At 41.3% G+C, this 17,667-nt stretch carries 14 protein-coding genes; 2 read left to right on the forward strand and 12 right to left on the reverse strand.

Annotated features, from left to right (window positions below):
* Positions 1 to 10 precede the first annotated feature (10 nt).
* The 6 genes from hrcA to LI164_RS03700 all read right to left on the reverse strand — a co-directional run bounded on the left by hrcA (position 11) and on the right by LI164_RS03700 (position 6,160).
* A complete protein-coding gene (gene hrcA / locus LI164_RS03675) occupies positions 11 to 1,054 on the reverse strand; it encodes a heat-inducible transcriptional repressor HrcA (protein ID WP_040015331.1) in 1,044 nt (347 codons plus the stop codon).
* A gap of 257 nt (positions 1,055 to 1,311) precedes the next feature.
* On the reverse strand, positions 1,312 to 1,605 hold the full coding sequence (locus tag LI164_RS03680; RefSeq protein ID WP_005331523.1) for a hypothetical protein: 294 nt from the start codon (positions 1,603 to 1,605) through the stop codon (positions 1,312 to 1,314).
* Positions 1,606 to 1,711: 106 nt separating this feature from the next.
* Positions 1,712 to 3,031, reverse strand: a complete 1,320-nt coding sequence (locus LI164_RS03685; protein ID WP_227086732.1) for a replication-associated recombination protein A — start codon at positions 3,029 to 3,031, stop codon at positions 1,712 to 1,714.
* A gap of 42 nt (positions 3,032 to 3,073) precedes the next feature.
* A complete protein-coding gene (locus LI164_RS03690; RefSeq protein ID WP_117657063.1) occupies positions 3,074 to 3,844 on the reverse strand; it encodes a polysaccharide deacetylase family protein in 771 nt (256 codons plus the stop codon).
* Positions 3,845 to 3,907: 63 nt separating this feature from the next.
* Positions 3,908 to 4,495 carry a flavin reductase family protein gene (locus tag LI164_RS03695; protein WP_005331528.1) on the reverse strand — a complete coding sequence of 196 codons (588 nt, stop codon included), beginning with the start codon at positions 4,493 to 4,495 and terminating at the stop codon, positions 3,908 to 3,910.
* 15 nt (positions 4,496 to 4,510) lie between these two features.
* Entirely contained in the window at positions 4,511 to 6,160 is a 1,650-nt protein-coding gene (locus tag LI164_RS03700) for a putative manganese-dependent inorganic diphosphatase (RefSeq protein WP_117657065.1), read from the reverse strand.
* A gap of 219 nt (positions 6,161 to 6,379) precedes the next feature.
* Between LI164_RS03700 and LI164_RS03705 the strand changes: the two genes are divergently transcribed.
* Positions 6,380 to 7,054 carry a S1 RNA-binding domain-containing protein gene (locus LI164_RS03705; RefSeq protein WP_005331537.1) on the forward strand — a complete coding sequence of 225 codons (675 nt, stop codon included), beginning with the start codon at positions 6,380 to 6,382 and terminating at the stop codon, positions 7,052 to 7,054.
* 140 nt (positions 7,055 to 7,194) lie between these two features.
* Here the strand turns inward: LI164_RS03705 and LI164_RS03710 are convergent, their stop codons facing one another.
* From LI164_RS03710 to LI164_RS03735, 6 genes are all read right to left on the reverse strand, one after another.
* A complete protein-coding gene (locus LI164_RS03710) occupies positions 7,195 to 9,114 on the reverse strand; it encodes an NAD(+) synthase (protein WP_227086733.1) in 1,920 nt (639 codons plus the stop codon).
* Positions 9,115 to 9,221: 107 nt separating this feature from the next.
* A complete protein-coding gene (gene hslO, locus LI164_RS03715; protein WP_029731893.1) occupies positions 9,222 to 10,100 on the reverse strand; it encodes an Hsp33 family molecular chaperone HslO in 879 nt (292 codons plus the stop codon).
* 7 nt (positions 10,101 to 10,107) lie between these two features.
* Entirely contained in the window at positions 10,108 to 10,875 is a 768-nt protein-coding gene (locus LI164_RS03720) for a class I SAM-dependent methyltransferase (RefSeq protein WP_005339126.1), read from the reverse strand.
* 330 nt (positions 10,876 to 11,205) lie between these two features.
* Complete coding sequence (locus LI164_RS03725) at positions 11,206 to 12,039, reverse strand: Rpn family recombination-promoting nuclease/putative transposase (RefSeq protein ID WP_227086734.1); 834 nt, start codon at positions 12,037 to 12,039, stop codon at positions 11,206 to 11,208.
* A 386-nt stretch (positions 12,040 to 12,425) separates the two neighbouring features.
* Positions 12,426 to 14,615: a hypothetical protein gene (locus LI164_RS03730; protein WP_227086735.1), complete on the reverse strand. Its 2,190-nt coding sequence runs from the start codon at positions 14,613 to 14,615 to the stop codon at positions 12,426 to 12,428.
* Positions 14,616 to 14,635: 20 nt separating this feature from the next.
* Entirely contained in the window at positions 14,636 to 16,708 is a 2,073-nt protein-coding gene (locus LI164_RS03735; protein WP_227086736.1) for an RND family transporter, read from the reverse strand.
* A gap of 265 nt (positions 16,709 to 16,973) precedes the next feature.
* Here LI164_RS03735 and LI164_RS03740 point away from each other — a divergent pair, with 265 nt between their 5' ends.
* The gene (locus LI164_RS03740) at positions 16,974 to 17,570 is read left to right on the forward strand and encodes a TetR/AcrR family transcriptional regulator (protein WP_005331549.1); all 597 of its coding nucleotides are present in this window, start codon (positions 16,974 to 16,976) and stop codon (positions 17,568 to 17,570) included.
* The last annotated feature ends 97 nt before the right edge of the window (positions 17,571 to 17,667 follow it).

Here is a 17,667-nt window from a genome sequence, read left to right on the forward strand (position 1 = left end):
TTCCACCTTTCTATTCCTCTTTATGAAACATCTGATCCAGTTCACTCTGGAGACGCTTCATTGACTTTAACACATTCTCATAATCCATTCGCTTCGGTCCGATAATACCTATCGTTCCCTTCACACCGTCTCCTAATTCATAAGTGGCGGTGACAACACTGCAATCTTTCATAGTCTTCACCGGAGCTTCATCTCCGATATATACCTGAATGCCTGTGTTCTCTTCATTGGATAATGTCTGTGTAACGAGATCTGTAAGCTGCTGCTTTTCTTCAAATGCACTGATAATTTCCTGTGCACTCTGCTTGTCACTAAGTTCCGGATACTTGAAAATGTTTGTTGCACCGCTTGTGTAGATCTGCATGTCTTCATCGACCTGAATAACATCTGCAACTGCGTCCAGTACATTCCCCACAACCTCGCTGTGGATTCCGGCTCCTTCTTTCAGTCTCGCAATCAGTCCAAGATTAATCTCTTCTATAGACATACCATTAAGTGTTGTGTTCAGAAGCATGTTGAGCTTTAACAAGTTTTCATTGTTGATTGGCTCATCTACATGTATAATCTTATTCTTGATCACATTTCCCTCAAGTACGATTACTGCAATCATCTGTTCCTCATCAACCATCGTAAGCTGTATGAACTTGATCCGGTTACGATTGTTCATCGGTGAAGAAACCAATGTCGCATAGTTCGTACTGTTCGCCAGAACTTTTGCTGCCTGTTTCAGAAGCTGATCCATCTTATCTGCTTTCTCAAGCATCTGATCCTGCATCTCACTTAGTTCCTGTTCTTTCTGCTCCATCAGCATATCTACATAGAGTCTGTAGCCTTTGTCCGAAGGAATACGTCCAGCAGACGTATGAGGCTGTAAAATATATCCAAGTTCTTCCAGATCCGCCATCTCATTACGAATAGTTGCTGAACTTAAGTTCAGATCCGTGTACTTGGAAATTGTTCTGGAACCCACCGGCTCGCCTGTCTCCAGATAATTCTTAATGATTGCCTGAAGGATCTTTAATTTTCGTTCGCTCAGTTCCTGTTCCTGAATCATCATATGCCTCCTTCTTTCGGATTTGTTAGCACTCATTATATTGGAGTGCTAACACCTTTCGACTATTAATGTATCACTCGATTTGACTTTTGTCAACAACATTTCTTACTTTTTTTGTGAAATAAATATGAAGAAAAATAATCTTTCCATTATACGAAAGAAACTGACAGATGCAATTGGGAAAAATTGCATCTGTCAGTTTCTTTTTTTATTACAGATTTAAATTCTTTTGTTTTCAGCTACTTTGATTTTTTATATTAGCTTAACTCGATCTTCTCTGCCTCTTCTGGCTTGAAGTCGTTCTGTAAATCGTAGATGTTGTGTCCTGTTGACTCGGTCAGAACCTTTCCTTTGTAAGAATAGCAGCGGATAAATCTCTGCTTGTCAATGCTTGACCAGTGCTCAACATCCCATGTCAGATATCCATCTGCATCAGATTTCTCTCCTTTAAGATAAATGTCTACCTGACGTCCGGATACCATAATGTCGATAAGTCCCTGTGTTCCGTCTACTTCTACTTCTGTTTTGTTTACTGAATCGTATACCTTCATTTTATTTTCCCTCCTGATAATAACATACACTCTGGCGCCACATTTCTGACGACAGTACAGATTCTGCTTCGATTATACGTTTTCTCTATAAAAAATTCAAGCTTTTCTATGAATTCTTCTTTAAAAACTCCATCCATTCTTTTATTTCTTTTTCATGTCCGTTGTCACTCGGCTCATAAAACTTTGCTTTTTGGATTTCGGAAGGCATGTATTGCTGTTCCACATAGTGGTTCGGATAATCATGTGCATACTTGTAACCCACACCATGTCCAAGTTTTTGTGAACCTTTATAATGAGCATCCTGCAAATGCGCCGGCACCGTAGTTTTATAATTTCTTACATTTTCCATGGCGGCACTGATTGCTTTGACTGCCGCATTACTCTTTGGTGCTGTTGCCACATATGTCACTGCCTGAGATAAAATGATCTGCGATTCCGGCATTCCGATCCGCTCTACTGCCTGGGTTGCTGCCACAGCCACTTGTAGCGCCATCGGATCTGCATTTCCAACATCTTCCGATGCACAGATCATAATCCTTCTGGCAATAAATTTCACGTCTTCCCCTGCATATAGCATTTTTGCGAGATAATATACTGCCGCATCAGGGTCTGACCCCCTCATACTTTTGATAAATGCAGAGATCGTATCGTAATGATTGTCTCCTGTCTTATCATAGCGCACTACACGTTTTTGAATACACTCGGACGCCACGTCAAGTGTAATATGGATTTTTCCGTCCGCACTTCGTTCTGTCGTGAGAATCCCGAGTTCAATAGCATTCAATGCATTTCTCGCATCTCCTCCTGCAATGTCTGCAAGGAACTCCAGTGCTTCCTCGTCAATTTCCGCATGATAGCTTCCCATACCTTTTTCCTGATCATAGACTGCCCGCTTCAAAAGTGTTTTGATATCTTCTTTTTCAAGCGGATGAAGTTCAAAGATACTGGAACGGGAAATTAATGCTCCATTGACCTCAAAATAAGGATTCTCCGTGGTAGCTCCAATCAGAATAATTGTTCCGTCCTCCACAAATGGAAGCAGATAGTCCTGCTGTCCTTTGTTAAAACGATGAATCTCATCTACAAAAAGAATGGTCTTCTTCTGATACATGCCCAGCGTCTCTTTCGCTTTTTGTACCACTTCTTCCATATCTTTCTTGCCTGCCACCGTTGCATTGATCTGGGTGAATTCTGCACTTGTCGTATGGGCAATCACTTTCGCCAGTGTCGTCTTACCGGTTCCCGGCGGCCCATAAAAGATAATAGAACTTAACTTATCTGCTTTGATTGCACGGTACAACAACTTGTCTTTTCCAATAATATGCTGCTGTCCCACCACTTCCTCCAGCGTTGTCGGCCGAAGCCTGGACGCCAGCGGTGCCTCCTGATCCATATTTTTCTGTCTTGCATATTCAAACAAATCCATGCTTTTTCTATCTCCATTCTTCCTGATTTCTTCTGGTTTTCCTTACTCAAGAATCAGTTTATCTACTGTCACAAATTCAAAGCCTTCTGCCTTTAAAAGATCTACGATCCGAAGCGCCGCCTCTACCGATGATTTATAACAATCATGTAATAAAATAATATCATTCTCCTTCGCCTGCGACACTACTTTATTCACAACTTCATCTATATTTTCCGTAGTCCAGTCCAAAGGGTCTACCGTCCACATGACAGGTAATACATCCAGATAATTCTCCAGTTCTCTCTGCCAGACCCCAAAGGGCGGACGGATATACTGCACGCGCTGTCCGGTAATTGCCGCAATCAGCTCATCAGTCTTGTTAATTTCATACATTGCTTCTTCATCAGAAAGTTTCGTAATCTCAACATGATGATACGTGTGATTTCCAATTAAATGTCCTTCTTCATAAATTCGTTTCACAATATCCGGATAGGTCTCAACATTTTCTCCTACTAGAAAAAATGTCGCCTTTACATTTCGTTCTTTTAATCCGTCCAAAAGTGCCGGTGTGCACACACTGGGTCCGTCATCAAATGTAATGGCAATCTGAGGCAGCTCTGTCTGTATCTGCTCATTCAAAATCCGAGATATTGTTTCCCGTGTTTCTGACTCCATTTGCAGATTTGAATCTCGTCGGTTCGTTTTTGATTCTTTCTTATTAATATCAATTGTTTGCATTGTTTTCATAGAAATTCCTGAAACATTTAAAACAACTATCATTGCCAGACACGCTGTAAGAATCTGTATCACTTTTTTTAATTTCCATTCTTTCATAATAAAGAAACCTGTTACCTTTGCACTACCAGTCTCTTTATATATATGAAATCCTGCGCTTTATTATTTTTTCTTTTTCACCTTTTTCTTCTTTTTCACACTGTAGCCAAATGTTCCAAGTGATTTTCCAAGATCAAAATATTCCCCGTGGGAATATGCCAGAAGTCCTGTTTTGTTCAGTGCAAATTTTCCATTATCCTGCATGAACCGGTCATCCACCTGCACGCCGGTCACTTTTGCAAGAAACATGTGGTGTGAACCCAACTCTTCGACTTTCACGACCTGACACTCAATATTGACTGGACTTTCCTCAATTATCGGAGCATAGATAAGTGTCTGAGCATTTCCGCGAGTCAGATGCATTTCACTCCATTTGTCCACATCTCTTCCTGAACGCACCCCGCACCAATCCGTCGCTTTTACCAGATCTTTTGTCGTCAGGTTCACTACAAATTCTCCGCTTTCCCTAATCAAATGATAAGAATATCTCGTCGGACGCACGGATATATATAACATTGCCGGATTTGTACAGATTGTCCCTGTCCATGCAATTGTAATGATATTGTCATGCCCTTCTTTGTCCGCACAACTTACCATAACCGCCGGGAGCGGATACACCATATTCCCCGGTTTCCATAATTCTTTTCCCATAGTACGCTATCCTTTCTACATCTGCTGCATGGTCTCGACCAGCACTGGTATCAGCTGTTTCTTTCTGGACACAACTCCTTTTAATATCAGACTCTTTGCATTATCCGGAAGATCAAATGCGCTGAGGGCAATTCCTCTCGCACCGGTTCCCACACACAAAAGCTCCGTGGATTCTGCCAGAATATCTGTCAGCATAAAATAAATCATATTCAGGTTATGTGCTTCCAGTACCTTTGGCAAATGCTCCGTCATCATATCGCGAATAGCTGCCAGTTCTTCTTTGCTCATGGACGTAATCTGTCCTACACCAAATATCGTGTCGTTGACTGTAAACTGCTTGAAATCCTGGAAACAGATATCCTCTGCACTCTTGCCTTTCAAGTTGCTTCCTGCATTGAACATTTCCTGCGCCATCTGCTCTAGGTCAATATCTGAAATTTTTGCCAGTTTTTTCGCAGTCCTTTCATCTAACGGCGTACAGGTCGGTGAACGGAACAATAATGTATCCGAAATAATTGCGCCACATAAAATCCCGGCAATCTCTCTTGGAACTTCGATCTCATTCTCCTCATACATCTGGTTAATAATCGTCGCCGTGCATCCCACTGGCTGATTACGGAACGTAATCGGGCTGACTGTCTCGATATCTCCAAGTCTGTGATGATCAATTATCTCAATGATTTCTGCTTCCTCAATTCCATCAACTGCCTGTGACCGTTCGTTATGATCCACCAGGATTACTTTTTTCTTGCTGGCACCGAGGAAACGACGTCTGGAAATGAATCCTTTAAATCTGCCATGACGATCCAGAATCGGGAAATCGCGGAAACGCTTTTTCGCCATAATATCTTTAATATCATCAACATAATCATTCATCCGGAACATAGTCAGTGGTCCAGAGGTCATATAAAACTTCACCGGAATGCTCTGATTAATCAGTCTTGCTGTCGTAAATGTATCATACGGAGTCTGAATGATCACTATACTCTGTTCTTTTGCCTTCTGAATCAATTTCGGAGAAACTTCTGCATCTTTGCAGATAACCATACAGCTGGCATCAATATTCACGGCACATGCCTGCGCTTCCTCAAGATCTCCTAATATCACCAGATCGTCCTTTTCAATAAACTCTTCCATAAGATTCGGACTTGAGGCTCCGATTGCTACTTTTCCTCTCATAAAATACCCATGCTCATTACCTGTTATCATTGTACCGTCCAGTGTCTTGACAATATTCCGATATTGGGTTCTCGCTTTTGATAATATCTCACTATCATACACATCCATATAAGATTTTGCAATATCTCCGGTAGATACAACTCCTACCAGCTCATCATCCTTCACGATTGGCAGTGTCTTTGCCTGCTCCTGCCGCATACGCTCCCATGTATCACGAATGGACGCATTGGGCTTAAGCCCCGGCATCTCGTGAATATCCAGATCTCTCACTTGAAGTCTGACATCTGTAAGAAGCTTGGGAGCCTCTACCCCAAAACGATCCAGCACATAAGCAGTCTCATCATTCACATGTCCTGCCCGCTTTGCCTCATGAACCTGTCCGGTCACTTTCTGCCTCAGATCTGCATAGGCAATCGCGGAACAGATAGAATCTGTATCCGGATTCTTATGTCCGATCACATAAATCTTTTCTTTTCTCTTTCCCATATATATCACCTTATTATCTTCTTGCTAATTCGAGCAGTCCATATCGGTTTTTCTGATTGCATCCGGCTATACTCATCATTTTTCCAATAATTCGTATATCTCACTCGAACTGTTACTTATTTTCTACAACATATTCTAACATAGTTAATTTTCTTTGTACAAGCAGTTTATTTATGCTATACTAAAAGCAACAATTTTACTGATAGGAAGGAATATACTATGAGCGAAGAATTCAACGAAGAAAATGTAACTATGGCAGATCTGGAAGATCATTTTGATGATGCAAATCCATGGAATGTAGTTCAGTCCTACCTCGAAAAAGGAACTGTACTCCCTGTAAAAATCGAAGGAATTGTAAATGGCGGTGCTATCGCAATGGTAGAAGGAATCCGTGGATTTATTCCTGCTTCCCGACTTTCTTTATCCTATATCGAAGATCTGGAATCTTATCTGTTAAAAGATATCGAAGTTCAGGTCATTGATGTAGATCAGGCAAATAACCGGCTGGTACTTTCCGCCCGTGAACTTCTCAAAGAAAAAGAGAAAAAAGAGCGTGAAGAAAAAATTGCAAACATCAAAGTAGGAAGCGTTCTTACCGGAACCGTAGAATCCCTCCAAAACTACGGTGCATTTGTACGTCTGGAAGACGGACTTTCCGGACTTGTACACGTTTCCCAGATCAGCCAGAAACGTATCAAATTCCCAAAAGATGTCCTGAATGTAGGTGATGAAGTTCAGGTCAAAGTCATCGGTGTCAAAGATGGCAAGATCAGCCTGAGCATGAAAGCTCTTGAGGAAGCCATCCAGGAGGAGGAAGAAGTTAAGGTCGAGATTCCAAAGAGCGAAGACATCGGAACAAGCCTTGGCGATCTTTTCAAGAACATCCAATTATAGAACTTTTCATTTACTTGTAAAACTAAAAAAGGTCCACCGGACCTTTTTGTCGTATGCTTGGCAACAAAAAAGGAACATTCCCGTAATCTTTATAATTCGGCAATGTTCCTTTTTTTAATCTCTTATTACCTTTATAGACGTTATTTTCCCGCCTCTTTTTCAAGATTCTGTATCCACAATGCTACACACGCATCACTTGGCATTCTCCAGTCGCCTCTCGGAGACAATGCAACCGTTCCGACCTTCGGACCATCCGGCAGACAGGATCTCTTAAACTGCTGTGAAAAGAATCTCCAGCAAAACGTACGAAGCCATTTATAAATTGTCTCGTCGTCATACTCCCCGGCAAAGGAAAGCTTCGCGATCCGGTAAATCTTTCCTGGCTCATATCCCATTCTCAGGAAATAATACAGGAAAAAGTCATGAAGTTCATATGGTCCTACAAGATCTTCTGTCTTCTGCGCAATTTCACCGTCTTTTGGCGGCAGAAGTTCCGGACTTACCGGCGTATCAAGCACATCATAAAGCACTTCTTTCAACGATGAATCTTCACAAGTATCTGCAAAATAATGAACCAGATGTCTGACCAGCGTCTTTGGCACGGAAGCATTTACTCCGTACATAGACATATGATCTCCATTGTAGGTTGCCCAGCCAAGTGCCAGCTCCGACATATCTCCAGTTCCGATTACAAGTCCTCCCGTTTGATTAGCAATGTCCATAAGCACCTGTGTCCGTTCCCTTGCCTGTGAATTCTCATAAGTTACGCTGTGGTCTTGTGGGTCATGTCCAATATCTTTAAAATGCTGCATAACTGCATCACCGATTCTGACTTCTCTGAGAGTTGCTCCGACTTTCAGAGACATTTTACATGCATTCTGATACGTTCTGTCTGTCGTTCCAAAACACGGCATGGTCACTGCCGTAATACCGCTGCGCTCAAGTCCCAGTGCATCAAATGCCTTGGCTGTCACAAGCAGTGCCAATGTAGAATCCAGACCTCCGGATATTCCAACTACTGCACTTTTTGCATGAGTATGTGCAAGCCGCTTTTTCAGTCCCATCGCCTGAATTGTTAAAATCTCCTCACAGCGCTTTGCCCTCTCCTGATCATCACGAGGAACGAATGGTCTGGACGGAAATGTTCTTGTAAGAATAGTTTCTGTCTGTTCTAATCCAAACGGAATCCTCGGAAGTACATGTTCCTGTGTCTCTGTAAATGTCGTATTTTTTCTGCGTTCATTCGCAATTTTCTGTACATCAAATTCTGTATAAATAATCCCGTTCGAAAATCTCTTCGCCTCTGCCAAAATCGTTCCATTTTCCGCGATCAGATTATGTCCGCCAAATACAAGATCTGTAGTCGATTCACCTTCTCCTGCGTTGGCATAGATATACCCGCTGATCAGCCTTGCAGACTGCCCGGAAATTAATGCCTCCCGGTAAGAAGCCTTTCCAATCGTCTCATCACTGGCCGAACAGTTGACGATCACAGTCGCTCCCTCTCTTGCCGCCTCAATGCTCGGTGGAACCGGTGACCACACGTCCTCACAGATTTCTGCTGACACGATCAGATTAGCCATCTGATTTTCCACAAATAAAAGCTGCGGTCCAAATGGAATCTCTTTTCCGCCAAACAGAATTTTCTCTGCTTTTTTCGGTCCCGGACGGAATTGGCGCATCTCATAGAATTCCCCATAATTGGGCAGAAAGCTCTTCGTTGTGAAACCTAATATATTTCCATGGTTCAAAGCTGCTGCTACATTATAAAGTTCCCCGCCAACTGCAATAGGGACTCCCACAAACACAAGCGCATCCAGATTTTTTGTATGTTCTGCAATTTCTACAAGTGCTTTTTTCGCACTATTTAATAAAATATCCTGAAGGAAAAGATCACTGCATGTATATCCTGTAATACAAAGCTCCGGAAATACAATAATCTTGGCACCTGCTTCTGCTGCCTCATCCATCTGCTTTATAATCTGCCCTTTATTGTAATCCACATCCGCTACCCGGATATCCGGTGTTGCTGCCGCGACTTTTATAAAACCATGTCTCATAATCTTCCTCCATATAAATTTACATCTAATATCTTATAATGAATTGCGGTCATAAATTTGACCGCAATTCTCTCTCTACTATTCTATTATCCGGTCTATTCACCTGATTATTTCTTACTTCTTTTCAGAATGTTCTTCAAGTCTTCGACTGTATAGTTATATGCCGTATTGCAAAAATGACATTTTACTTCGATGTCTTTTCCTTCATCGATCATTTCCTGAATGTCTTTCTTTCCGATACTTGCAACTGCCTGCTCTACGCGTTCTTTAGAACAATTACAGTAAAACTGTGTTGGAATAGTATCTGTGATTTCAAGATCCAGATGTCCGATCAGTTTTTCTAACATCTGCTCCGGTGTATAGCCCTTGTCCAAAAAATCTGTAACAGAAGTCACATCCTTCAGATTCTCCTCCAACTGGCTGATAGTCTCTTCTGTTGCAAATGGCATCAACTGAATAATAAATCCACCTGCACAGCGTACAGTATTATCTTTATTCATCAGAACACCAAGTCCCACTGAGGAAGGTACCTGCTCGGAACTTGCAAAATAATAAGTCAGATCTTCTGCGATCTCACTGCTTACAAGAATTGTCTGTCCCACATAAGGCTCTTTCAGTCCCATATCTTTAATCACCTGTAAAAGACCGATACCAACTGCTCCTCCGACGTCCAGCTTGCCATTCTTTGGTGGAAGCATCACGTCCGGATTTCCAACATATCCTTTTACATTTGCATGGCTGTCTGCAGTTACAGTGATGCCCTCGATTGGTCCGTCTCCACGAATCTGAAGTGTCAGCATATCTGTATCATTTTTCATCATACTTCCCATGATTGCCCCTGCTGTCAGTGTCCTTCCAAGTGCCGCAGTCGCAACCGGGCTTGTATTATGATGCACTCTTGCAGACTCTACAAGGTTTTTCGTTGTCGCAGCAAATGCACGCATCTGTCCTCCTGCCGCTGTCGCTCTTACAATATAATCTTCCATAATTGTCTTATGCCAATCCTTTCCCATGTTCTCTTGCCACTACGCAGATTCTCTCACTCCGGTCATGTGGACTTTCTTTTGTATAGTCATCGTAGGCAGTTACATATTCAAGTCCTGCCTCAGTAAGCATATGTCTGATCTGCTCCAGCGTATATGCTCTCTGAAAATGTTCTTCCTGATACTTACGATAAAGCTGTGGTTGTTCTTCGTCCCGCACAAAAAGAGTCAGTTCATATTCATTGATCCGTTCGTCTTCATCGTAATAATTATCCCAGATAAAGCTACATTCCTCACGGTCTTCTGCAATTGTCTGTTCTCCAAGTATCTCCCGATACTTATACTCCGTATTAAAATCAAATACAAACAGCCCTTCCGGATCCAGATAATTATTCACCAACCGAAAAACTTCCGTCAGGTCCTCATCGTCCGTAATATAGTTCACAGAATCGCAGGCACTTATAACTGCTCTGACCGTTCCGTATAATTCAAATTCCCGCATATCCTGAAGAAGATACAAAATATCATGTCCACTCTCGACCTTCTTCTCCATGGCAATCTCCAGCATCTCTTCTGCATTATCCACACCAATCATATCATAACCGGATGAAGCCAGCATTTCTGTCATGCTTCCAGTTCCACAGCCAAGATCCAGAACAAGCCCGTCATCAATTCCATATTCCTTTAATATTTTCCCCAGATAATCCGCCCACTCTTTATACGGCACATTATCCATGAATATATCATATACCCTCGCAAAACTCGTATAAGCTTCCATATTCAGAAAGACTCCTTCTATACTTTCGTATCATATTCCAGGTAGCGCATCCGTTACCATCGTCCATTATATCTTATTTTTCCGGATATGCCAACTAGTAAACAATGCAGATTTTGCTTCTGAAAACTACTAGTTTCAAGAATGCCTCGGCATTCTTGTTGCGAGGTGCGCGTCATGCAATTGCATGACACACTTCTACTGCGCACCTCTGCACTCCTGCCGGAGGCTATATCAGCTGGAGAATTGACTCCCACCACTGATACCAGCTTGTTTCTCACCACCTATAGAGGTTGGAGTCATCTCCCAGCTGATATACATTGAACATGTCGTCTACAGCCCCAGTTCTTTTAAAAGCTTCGCCTGATACTCGGAATTCGTTGCTGCTTTTGCCAAGTCTTCATTGCGCCCCTGCTCAATCAAATACATGATCAGTTTGTTAATTCGTGCCTCTCCAGCACGTTCGCCTTCTGCATATGCTTCCTGTCTTTCCATTTCTTTTTCTTCCCACTTCTGCATAAACTTTATCTCCATTTCTTTGTTGCCCTTTAACCTGGTGACACGCTCATGCATCTGATGTATCCGTTCACTTTCACATTCCTCCGCTACTGCATCTGTAGATTTCTCCATGTATTCCAAAAGTTCAATCAACTCCTGGCTGACTAACTCCGGATGTTTTCCATGGCTATTCAGGAAGATTCTCGTTGCATCATCCCCCAGTTCCAGTTCCGGAACTTCCTCACATTGCATTTGGAATGTATAGCGATATAACTCATATCCAAATAAGTCAAATGGCATAATCATTATAATTACCACAGGATTTAGTAAATTAAAATCAATGCACCCCGGCGGTAACAAACGGCTGTCTATCATTCCCTGATATAACTGACTTCGTTTTGGAAGATTTTTCGTGTTTGTCTTTTGTGGTTCTGTATCATACACCACATCGTCTTCATCGACAGTGTAAACATCTAGTCTTATCTGACGTTTTTCTAAAGAACTTCTGCACTCCTTCTCCGTCTGTGGCGGTTGCTTCAGATGCGTATCCTGTCCCAGAATGATATCCAGAAGCGTCTTCATATTTTCCTCATCTTCCATCGCTTCATCAAACAGGAACTTATCCAACAGGTTCAGGTCTTTCAGTTTTCTCTTCTCTTTTGCTGCCATAGCTTCTCCTTTCTTTTTGCAGATAAATGTCTGTCTGAAAGAAAATGCTATGATTTCTACTTATAGATTAACATATACTTTCAGTATATTCCAGTATATGAAGATAATTTCACATCATTTTTTAACTTCATTTATCTGTCTGCTTATCATCACTTTGGGAATTACTGCCGATTCTTCCGGCTCCGAAAATGAATGAAATCAATATAGATACTTTGCAGATAATTAGAACCATCGTCTGCGTGTAGATAGAATAGCATAGTCGTGATATGAACTCAAGAAATATTTTCTTATCTTTTCCTTAAGAAATGATATCGAAAAGGACGGAAGTCTTTTCACTCCCGCCCTGTGTTTGTTTATTTCTCTTTACATTTGTAATGAAGAAATGACTAATCGTCGATACCTTCTGTCTCAATGATGAATTTTGTTGTTCCGGATACTCCGTCACTGATTCCTGCAAATGATTTGTATTCTTTTGCAAGGTTAGTCATTGCATCAATTCTATCTGTCACACCGCTAATATCTCCATTAAAGAGATCTGTCAATTTATCAATTGCTTCTTCTTTGTACTCCTGCATTCCATCTGCCAGAGTCTGGTTTCCATCTGCTAATGTGTTGGCTCCATCTAATAATGTCTGAGTTCCGTTAGATAATGTTCCGGCTCCATCAGCAACCTGATTAGCACCACTTGCTAACTGGCTAACACCACTTGCAAGCTGGGAACCACCATCTTTAAGAGTTGTCAAACCAGCATTTAATGTACTGCTATTATCATGAAGCTTTTTAGCACCTGCATGAAGTGTCTCGGTTCCTTTCTGAAGTGATGCACTTCCCGCAACTACTCCTGCGGCTCCTCTACCAATCGTTTTTTCACCTTCAGTTCCTAGCATTGTAGCAAGTGCTCCTGTTCCATCTGTTACACCTGAGATTCCCTGCGCTAAAACTGAGTGTTCTTTATCGGTCAATTTAGCCTGTGCATTATTCAGTCCACCACTTACCGTATTAATGGTTTCTACGATTGTTTTTCCAGTTTCATTTAAACTTTTTTGTGATGTATAACCCGAAACTTCGCTGTCTTCTAAAGCTTCTTTTACAACCGCTTTTACTTCTTCCTTTGTAGTTGAATCTGCATCCGCCATCTTTTCCTCAATAATTTCGGCAATTTTTTCATCACTTAATGTTGCCTGACCACCAGTTACAGTTACATCAACTCCAGCTGTTAAATTTGCTCCATTCTCACCTAATATACTCGTAAGGGTTGAAGCAGCTGTTCCGAGACTACTGGCAACTGTACCAATTCCTCCTTGTACCTGCGCTGCCGTCGAAGTAAGTGTATCGGCACTCGTTTTTGCTGTTTTGATTCCTTCATTCAATGCAGCTGCTCCACTTGCCAATGCCTGTGCTCCTGAAACCAGGTCATTACTTCCGGCATAGATTTCTTCTACTCCGCCCGTATAAGCCTGCACTCCGCTCGCCAGTGTGTTCACTCCGCTGACCAGTGTTCCACTCTTTTCATTCAGTGTGTTTACACCGTCCGCCAGTGTTCCGGCTCCACTTGCCAGTGTTCCGGCTCCGTCATTCAATGTTCCAGCTCCGTCTGCCAGCTCTTTTGATCCATCTGCTGCTTCCTTTGATCCATCTACCAACTGATTTGTTGCATCTTCCAGGTCATCGATAGAATCCTGCAAGTCATCAAAGCTGTCGATGTCGTCCAGTCCGAATTCATTCATCAGCTCTGCGGAAGCCATTGTAATACTTGTTCCGACTGTTGCATCTTTGACATCTGCTGTAATTGTTACTGTCTCCGGAATATCAATGTCCATATCCAGATCTTTCAGATTCAGATCATTTGCAAGTCCCGGGAATGCAACTCCGACTACAATATTTTTATCTCCGTCAGAAATAAGTTTTCCATTTTCAACAGACACATTGCTGTACTCATCAGAGGAAAGCATCATTGCACTGACCATGGTAAATGGTGTGTACATTTCTACATCTTCACCATTTACATTGACAGTCTGTTTTGATTTGTTGTCATAGCTAAACTGAATCTCAACCTTTCCGCTTTTACCTTTCAGATCTTTCGGGGAAATGCTCTTTCCGTCCAGTTTGTAGGATACTTTCACATCTACCGGGAGCTCTTTATCTATTGTTCCCTGATAGTAAATGTCATTTCCTTCAGACTTCCAGCTTACGTTGTTGTTGCTTCCTGTCTCAAATGTTTCGTCACCTTTTACATTTTTAATATCTTTCAATTCAGATGTGTCAGAAATGGTTCCTTTTTCCGGATTTTTCAGCCATTCAGATACCGTCGTTTTCTTTACATTTCCACTTGCATCTGCTTTTACATACACAGATTCCTCTTTTGAAAATCCTGTATCCTCAGAATCTGTTGCGTGGTCTGCCAATACATTTTCCGCAGTCTCTTTTAATTCCTGAGTGTCTTTGTCCTTTTGCTCTGCTGCCTGTACCTGCATAGCATTACTGTGATATTCATATGTTCCGGCAAGTCCGGCAGCCATCATGACAGCCATAGATCCTGCTACAATTTTTTTTGCGATTTTTTTATTTCCGTTCATAGTGATCCCTCCTGTGAATCTTATGCCTCTTTCGGCAAAAAACCTTTACTTGTTTTTACGATTACTTTGTCAAATACCATAAACATGGATGGCAGTACGAAGATTACGACTACCATACTTATCAGCGCTCCCCTTGCCATCAGGATACACAGCGAACTGATCATATCAATGTTGGAATAAAGTCCGACTCCGATGGTCGCTGCGAAGAAGCTTAAGGCACTGACCATAATGGACTGTGCTGATACACGGTGGGCTGTCGTAATGGCATCATGTTTATTTGCCCCATGGTTTCGTTCACGCTTATATCTTGTCGTCATCAGGATTGCATAGTCAACCGTAGATCCCAGCTGAATCGTTCCGATAACGATAGAAGCAACAAACGGAAGCTTCGTGCCTGTGTAATAAGGAATTCCCATATTTACAAAGATTGCAAATTCAATAACACCTACCAGAATGACCGGAAGTGAAATGGATTTGAATAACACAAGGATAATGACAAATATAATTCCAATGGATACTGCACTGACTGTCTTAAAATCCTGATCTGTAATATCAATCAAATCTGCGGTCAGCGGTCCTTCACCAATCAGCATTCCGGTCTTATCATATTTGTGCAAAATCTTATTCAATGTCTTAATCTGGGCATTGACTTCATCAGATGCTACCTTATATTCAGAGTTTACAAGAAGCAGCTGATATTTATCATTTTTCAGCATACTGGATACGGACTCCGGAATCATATCAGACGGAACTGACGGACCTACAAGAGAATCCAGCCCAAGCGCCCATTTGACACCGTCTACCTTATCCATTTCTTTTATCATTTTATTGACATCTGTTGAAGATACGGAACTGTCCACCAGAATCATGTGCGTTGTATTCATATCATAATCTTCTTTTAACTTTTCATTTGCAATGATACTTGGCAGATCCTTTGGTAATGTCTCGTCCAGGTTGTAATAAACTGCTGTATGGTTATTTCCATAAATTGCAGGAAATAAGAATAACAAAAACAATACTACATATACCAGGTATCGTTTCGTAACCTTGTCAGAAATTCTTCCAATATCCGGGAGGAATGGTTTGTGTTGCGTCTTCTCAATGATTTTGTCACAACAAAGAATCATAGACGGAAGAATGGTCACACATGCAATCACTCCAAAGATAACTCCTTTTACCATAACGATTCCAATATCCAGTCCCAGTGTAAAGGACATAAAGCATAATGCAATGAATCCGGCAATTGTTGTAATGGAACTTCCCATAACTGATGAAAATGTCTGGGAAATCGCATGTGCCATGGCACGCTTCTTATCTCCGTCGTATCTCACCTGCTGTTCTTCATAACTGTGCATCAGGAAAATGGAATAATCCAACGTAACACCTAGCTGCAATACCGCTGCCAACGCTTTCGTAATATAAGAAATTTCTCCCATAAAATAGTTACTTCCCAGATTGTAAATGATTGCCATTCCGATACTCAGCATAAAAAGTAACGGTACGAAAAATGATTCCATTGTCAGTCCAAGTACAATGACCGCCAAAATAACGGCAATCAGTACATAGACCGGAGTCTCTTTTTCTGCCAGATTCTTCGTGTCCGTAACTACTGCGGACATTCCACTTAAAAAACATTGCTTGCCGGCAATTTTCCGGATCTGTGCAATTGCATCCATCGTTCCATCTGAAGATGTTCCCTCATCAAAGAAAATCGCCATCATCGTTCCGGTATCGGAATTAAATACATCGTAAATGTCGTCCGGCAACATACTCATCGGCACGGAAATATCTGCAATAGAGTCGTACCATATTACATTTGCCACATGATCGACTTTCTCAATCTTCTCTTTCAGTTCCGTTACATCTTTCTCTTCCATACCATCAACAATGAACATAGAAAATGCTCCGGTTCCAAAATCATTCACCAGAATATCCTGTCCTTTCATCGTCTCGATATTGTCTGGAAGATAAGTCAGCACATCATAATTGACCCGGGTATTCAGATAACCGAAGACTGACGGAATCAGCAACAGCACGCCAAGTATCAGTATCAATACTCTGTATTTCACCACTTTCTTTCCAAAGTTAACCATAACTCCTTCTCCCTTTCATTTATGACTGTTAGTCATTTTCTTTTTTCAAACAGCATAATACACCAAAAATGACCAATAGTCAATATATTTTTGACTATTGGTCATTTTTGTGCTAAAATATTTTCATCAATAAAAATATGACACATTACTTTTACAATCATACATTAGAAATGCACTCACGTTTTCTACCTTTAAGCAAAAAATTAACTTGCACATTACCTTGCCGTACAGTTATAATTGCTGTTGAACAGAAAAGAGGATAATCATGGGAAAAGTAGACGAAAATAAAAAAAAGAAAAAAGAAGCCCTCTTCAACACCGCATACGAACTTTTTACCACAAAAGGTATCAATGCTACTGCTATTTCTGATATTGTAGAAAAAGCCGGTGTTGCAAAAGGAACTTTCTATTTATATTTTAAAGACAAATATGATATCAAGAATAAACTTACCGCTTTCAAGACTCATGAACTATTTGAGAAAGCAGCAAAAGCATTACGGAAAGCAGACATTTCCGGGCTGGAAGAACAATTAATCTTTATCATTGATTACATTATAGATGCTCTCGCCAGCAATAAGGCATTGTTAAACTTTATTTCCAAGAATCTAGTCATGGGCGCACTTCGCTCCGCCCTTCTCACCGAAGAACGGACCGAACCAGATTTTTATGAAGAATTTCTCAATCTCGTTAATGAAGATTCTTACAAATACGAATGTCCGGACGTTATGCTATTCACCATCGTAGAACTGACCGGATCCACGGCATACAATTCGATTTTATATAACGAACCACTGTCCATCGAAGAATATAAGCCTTATCTGTATCGGACAGTACGGCTAATAATTGCAAGCCACAGACAATAAAACTTCATTTTTCAAAAATTGGGGACGGGGTTTTTCTAAAAACAATGTCATTAAGTTAAGGATAAAATTGTAATTATTGAGGCTTTGACACTTCTTT

The sequence above is a fragment of the Dorea sp. 210702-DFI.3.125 genome, from assembly GCF_020560945.1.
Lineage (GTDB): Bacteria > Bacillota > Clostridia > Lachnospirales > Lachnospiraceae > Dorea > Dorea formicigenerans.

What these genes read in the sequence shown, in the direction of transcription:
- hrcA (WP_040015331.1), bottom strand. Translation starts at nt 1,054, where the DNA reads ATGATTCAGGAACAGGAACTGAGCGAACGAAAATTAAAGATCCTTCAG.
- LI164_RS03680 (WP_005331523.1), bottom strand. Translation starts at nt 1,605, where the DNA reads ATGAAGGTATACGATTCAGTAAACAAAACAGAAGTAGAAGTAGACGGA.
- LI164_RS03685 (WP_227086732.1), bottom strand. Translation starts at nt 3,031, where the DNA reads ATGGATTTGTTTGAATATGCAAGACAGAAAAATATGGATCAGGAGGCA.
- LI164_RS03690 (WP_117657063.1), bottom strand. Translation starts at nt 3,844, where the DNA reads ATGAAAGAATGGAAATTAAAAAAAGTGATACAGATTCTTACAGCGTGT.
- LI164_RS03695 (WP_005331528.1), bottom strand. Translation starts at nt 4,495, where the DNA reads ATGGGAAAAGAATTATGGAAACCGGGGAATATGGTGTATCCGCTCCCG.
- LI164_RS03700 (WP_117657065.1), bottom strand. Translation starts at nt 6,160, where the DNA reads ATGGGAAAGAGAAAAGAAAAGATTTATGTGATCGGACATAAGAATCCG.
- LI164_RS03705 (WP_005331537.1), top strand. Translation starts at nt 6,380, where the DNA reads ATGAGCGAAGAATTCAACGAAGAAAATGTAACTATGGCAGATCTGGAA.
- LI164_RS03710 (WP_227086733.1), bottom strand. Translation starts at nt 9,114, where the DNA reads ATGAGACATGGTTTTATAAAAGTCGCGGCAGCAACACCGGATATCCGG.
- hslO (WP_029731893.1), bottom strand. Translation starts at nt 10,100, where the DNA reads ATGGAAGATTATATTGTAAGAGCGACAGCGGCAGGAGGACAGATGCGT.
- LI164_RS03720 (WP_005339126.1), bottom strand. Translation starts at nt 10,875, where the DNA reads ATGGAAGCTTATACGAGTTTTGCGAGGGTATATGATATATTCATGGAT.
- LI164_RS03725 (WP_227086734.1), bottom strand. Translation starts at nt 12,039, where the DNA reads ATGGCAGCAAAAGAGAAGAGAAAACTGAAAGACCTGAACCTGTTGGAT.
- LI164_RS03730 (WP_227086735.1), bottom strand. Translation starts at nt 14,615, where the DNA reads ATGAACGGAAATAAAAAAATCGCAAAAAAAATTGTAGCAGGATCTATG.
- LI164_RS03735 (WP_227086736.1), bottom strand. Translation starts at nt 16,708, where the DNA reads ATGGTTAACTTTGGAAAGAAAGTGGTGAAATACAGAGTATTGATACTG.
- LI164_RS03740 (WP_005331549.1), top strand. Translation starts at nt 16,974, where the DNA reads ATGGGAAAAGTAGACGAAAATAAAAAAAAGAAAAAAGAAGCCCTCTTC.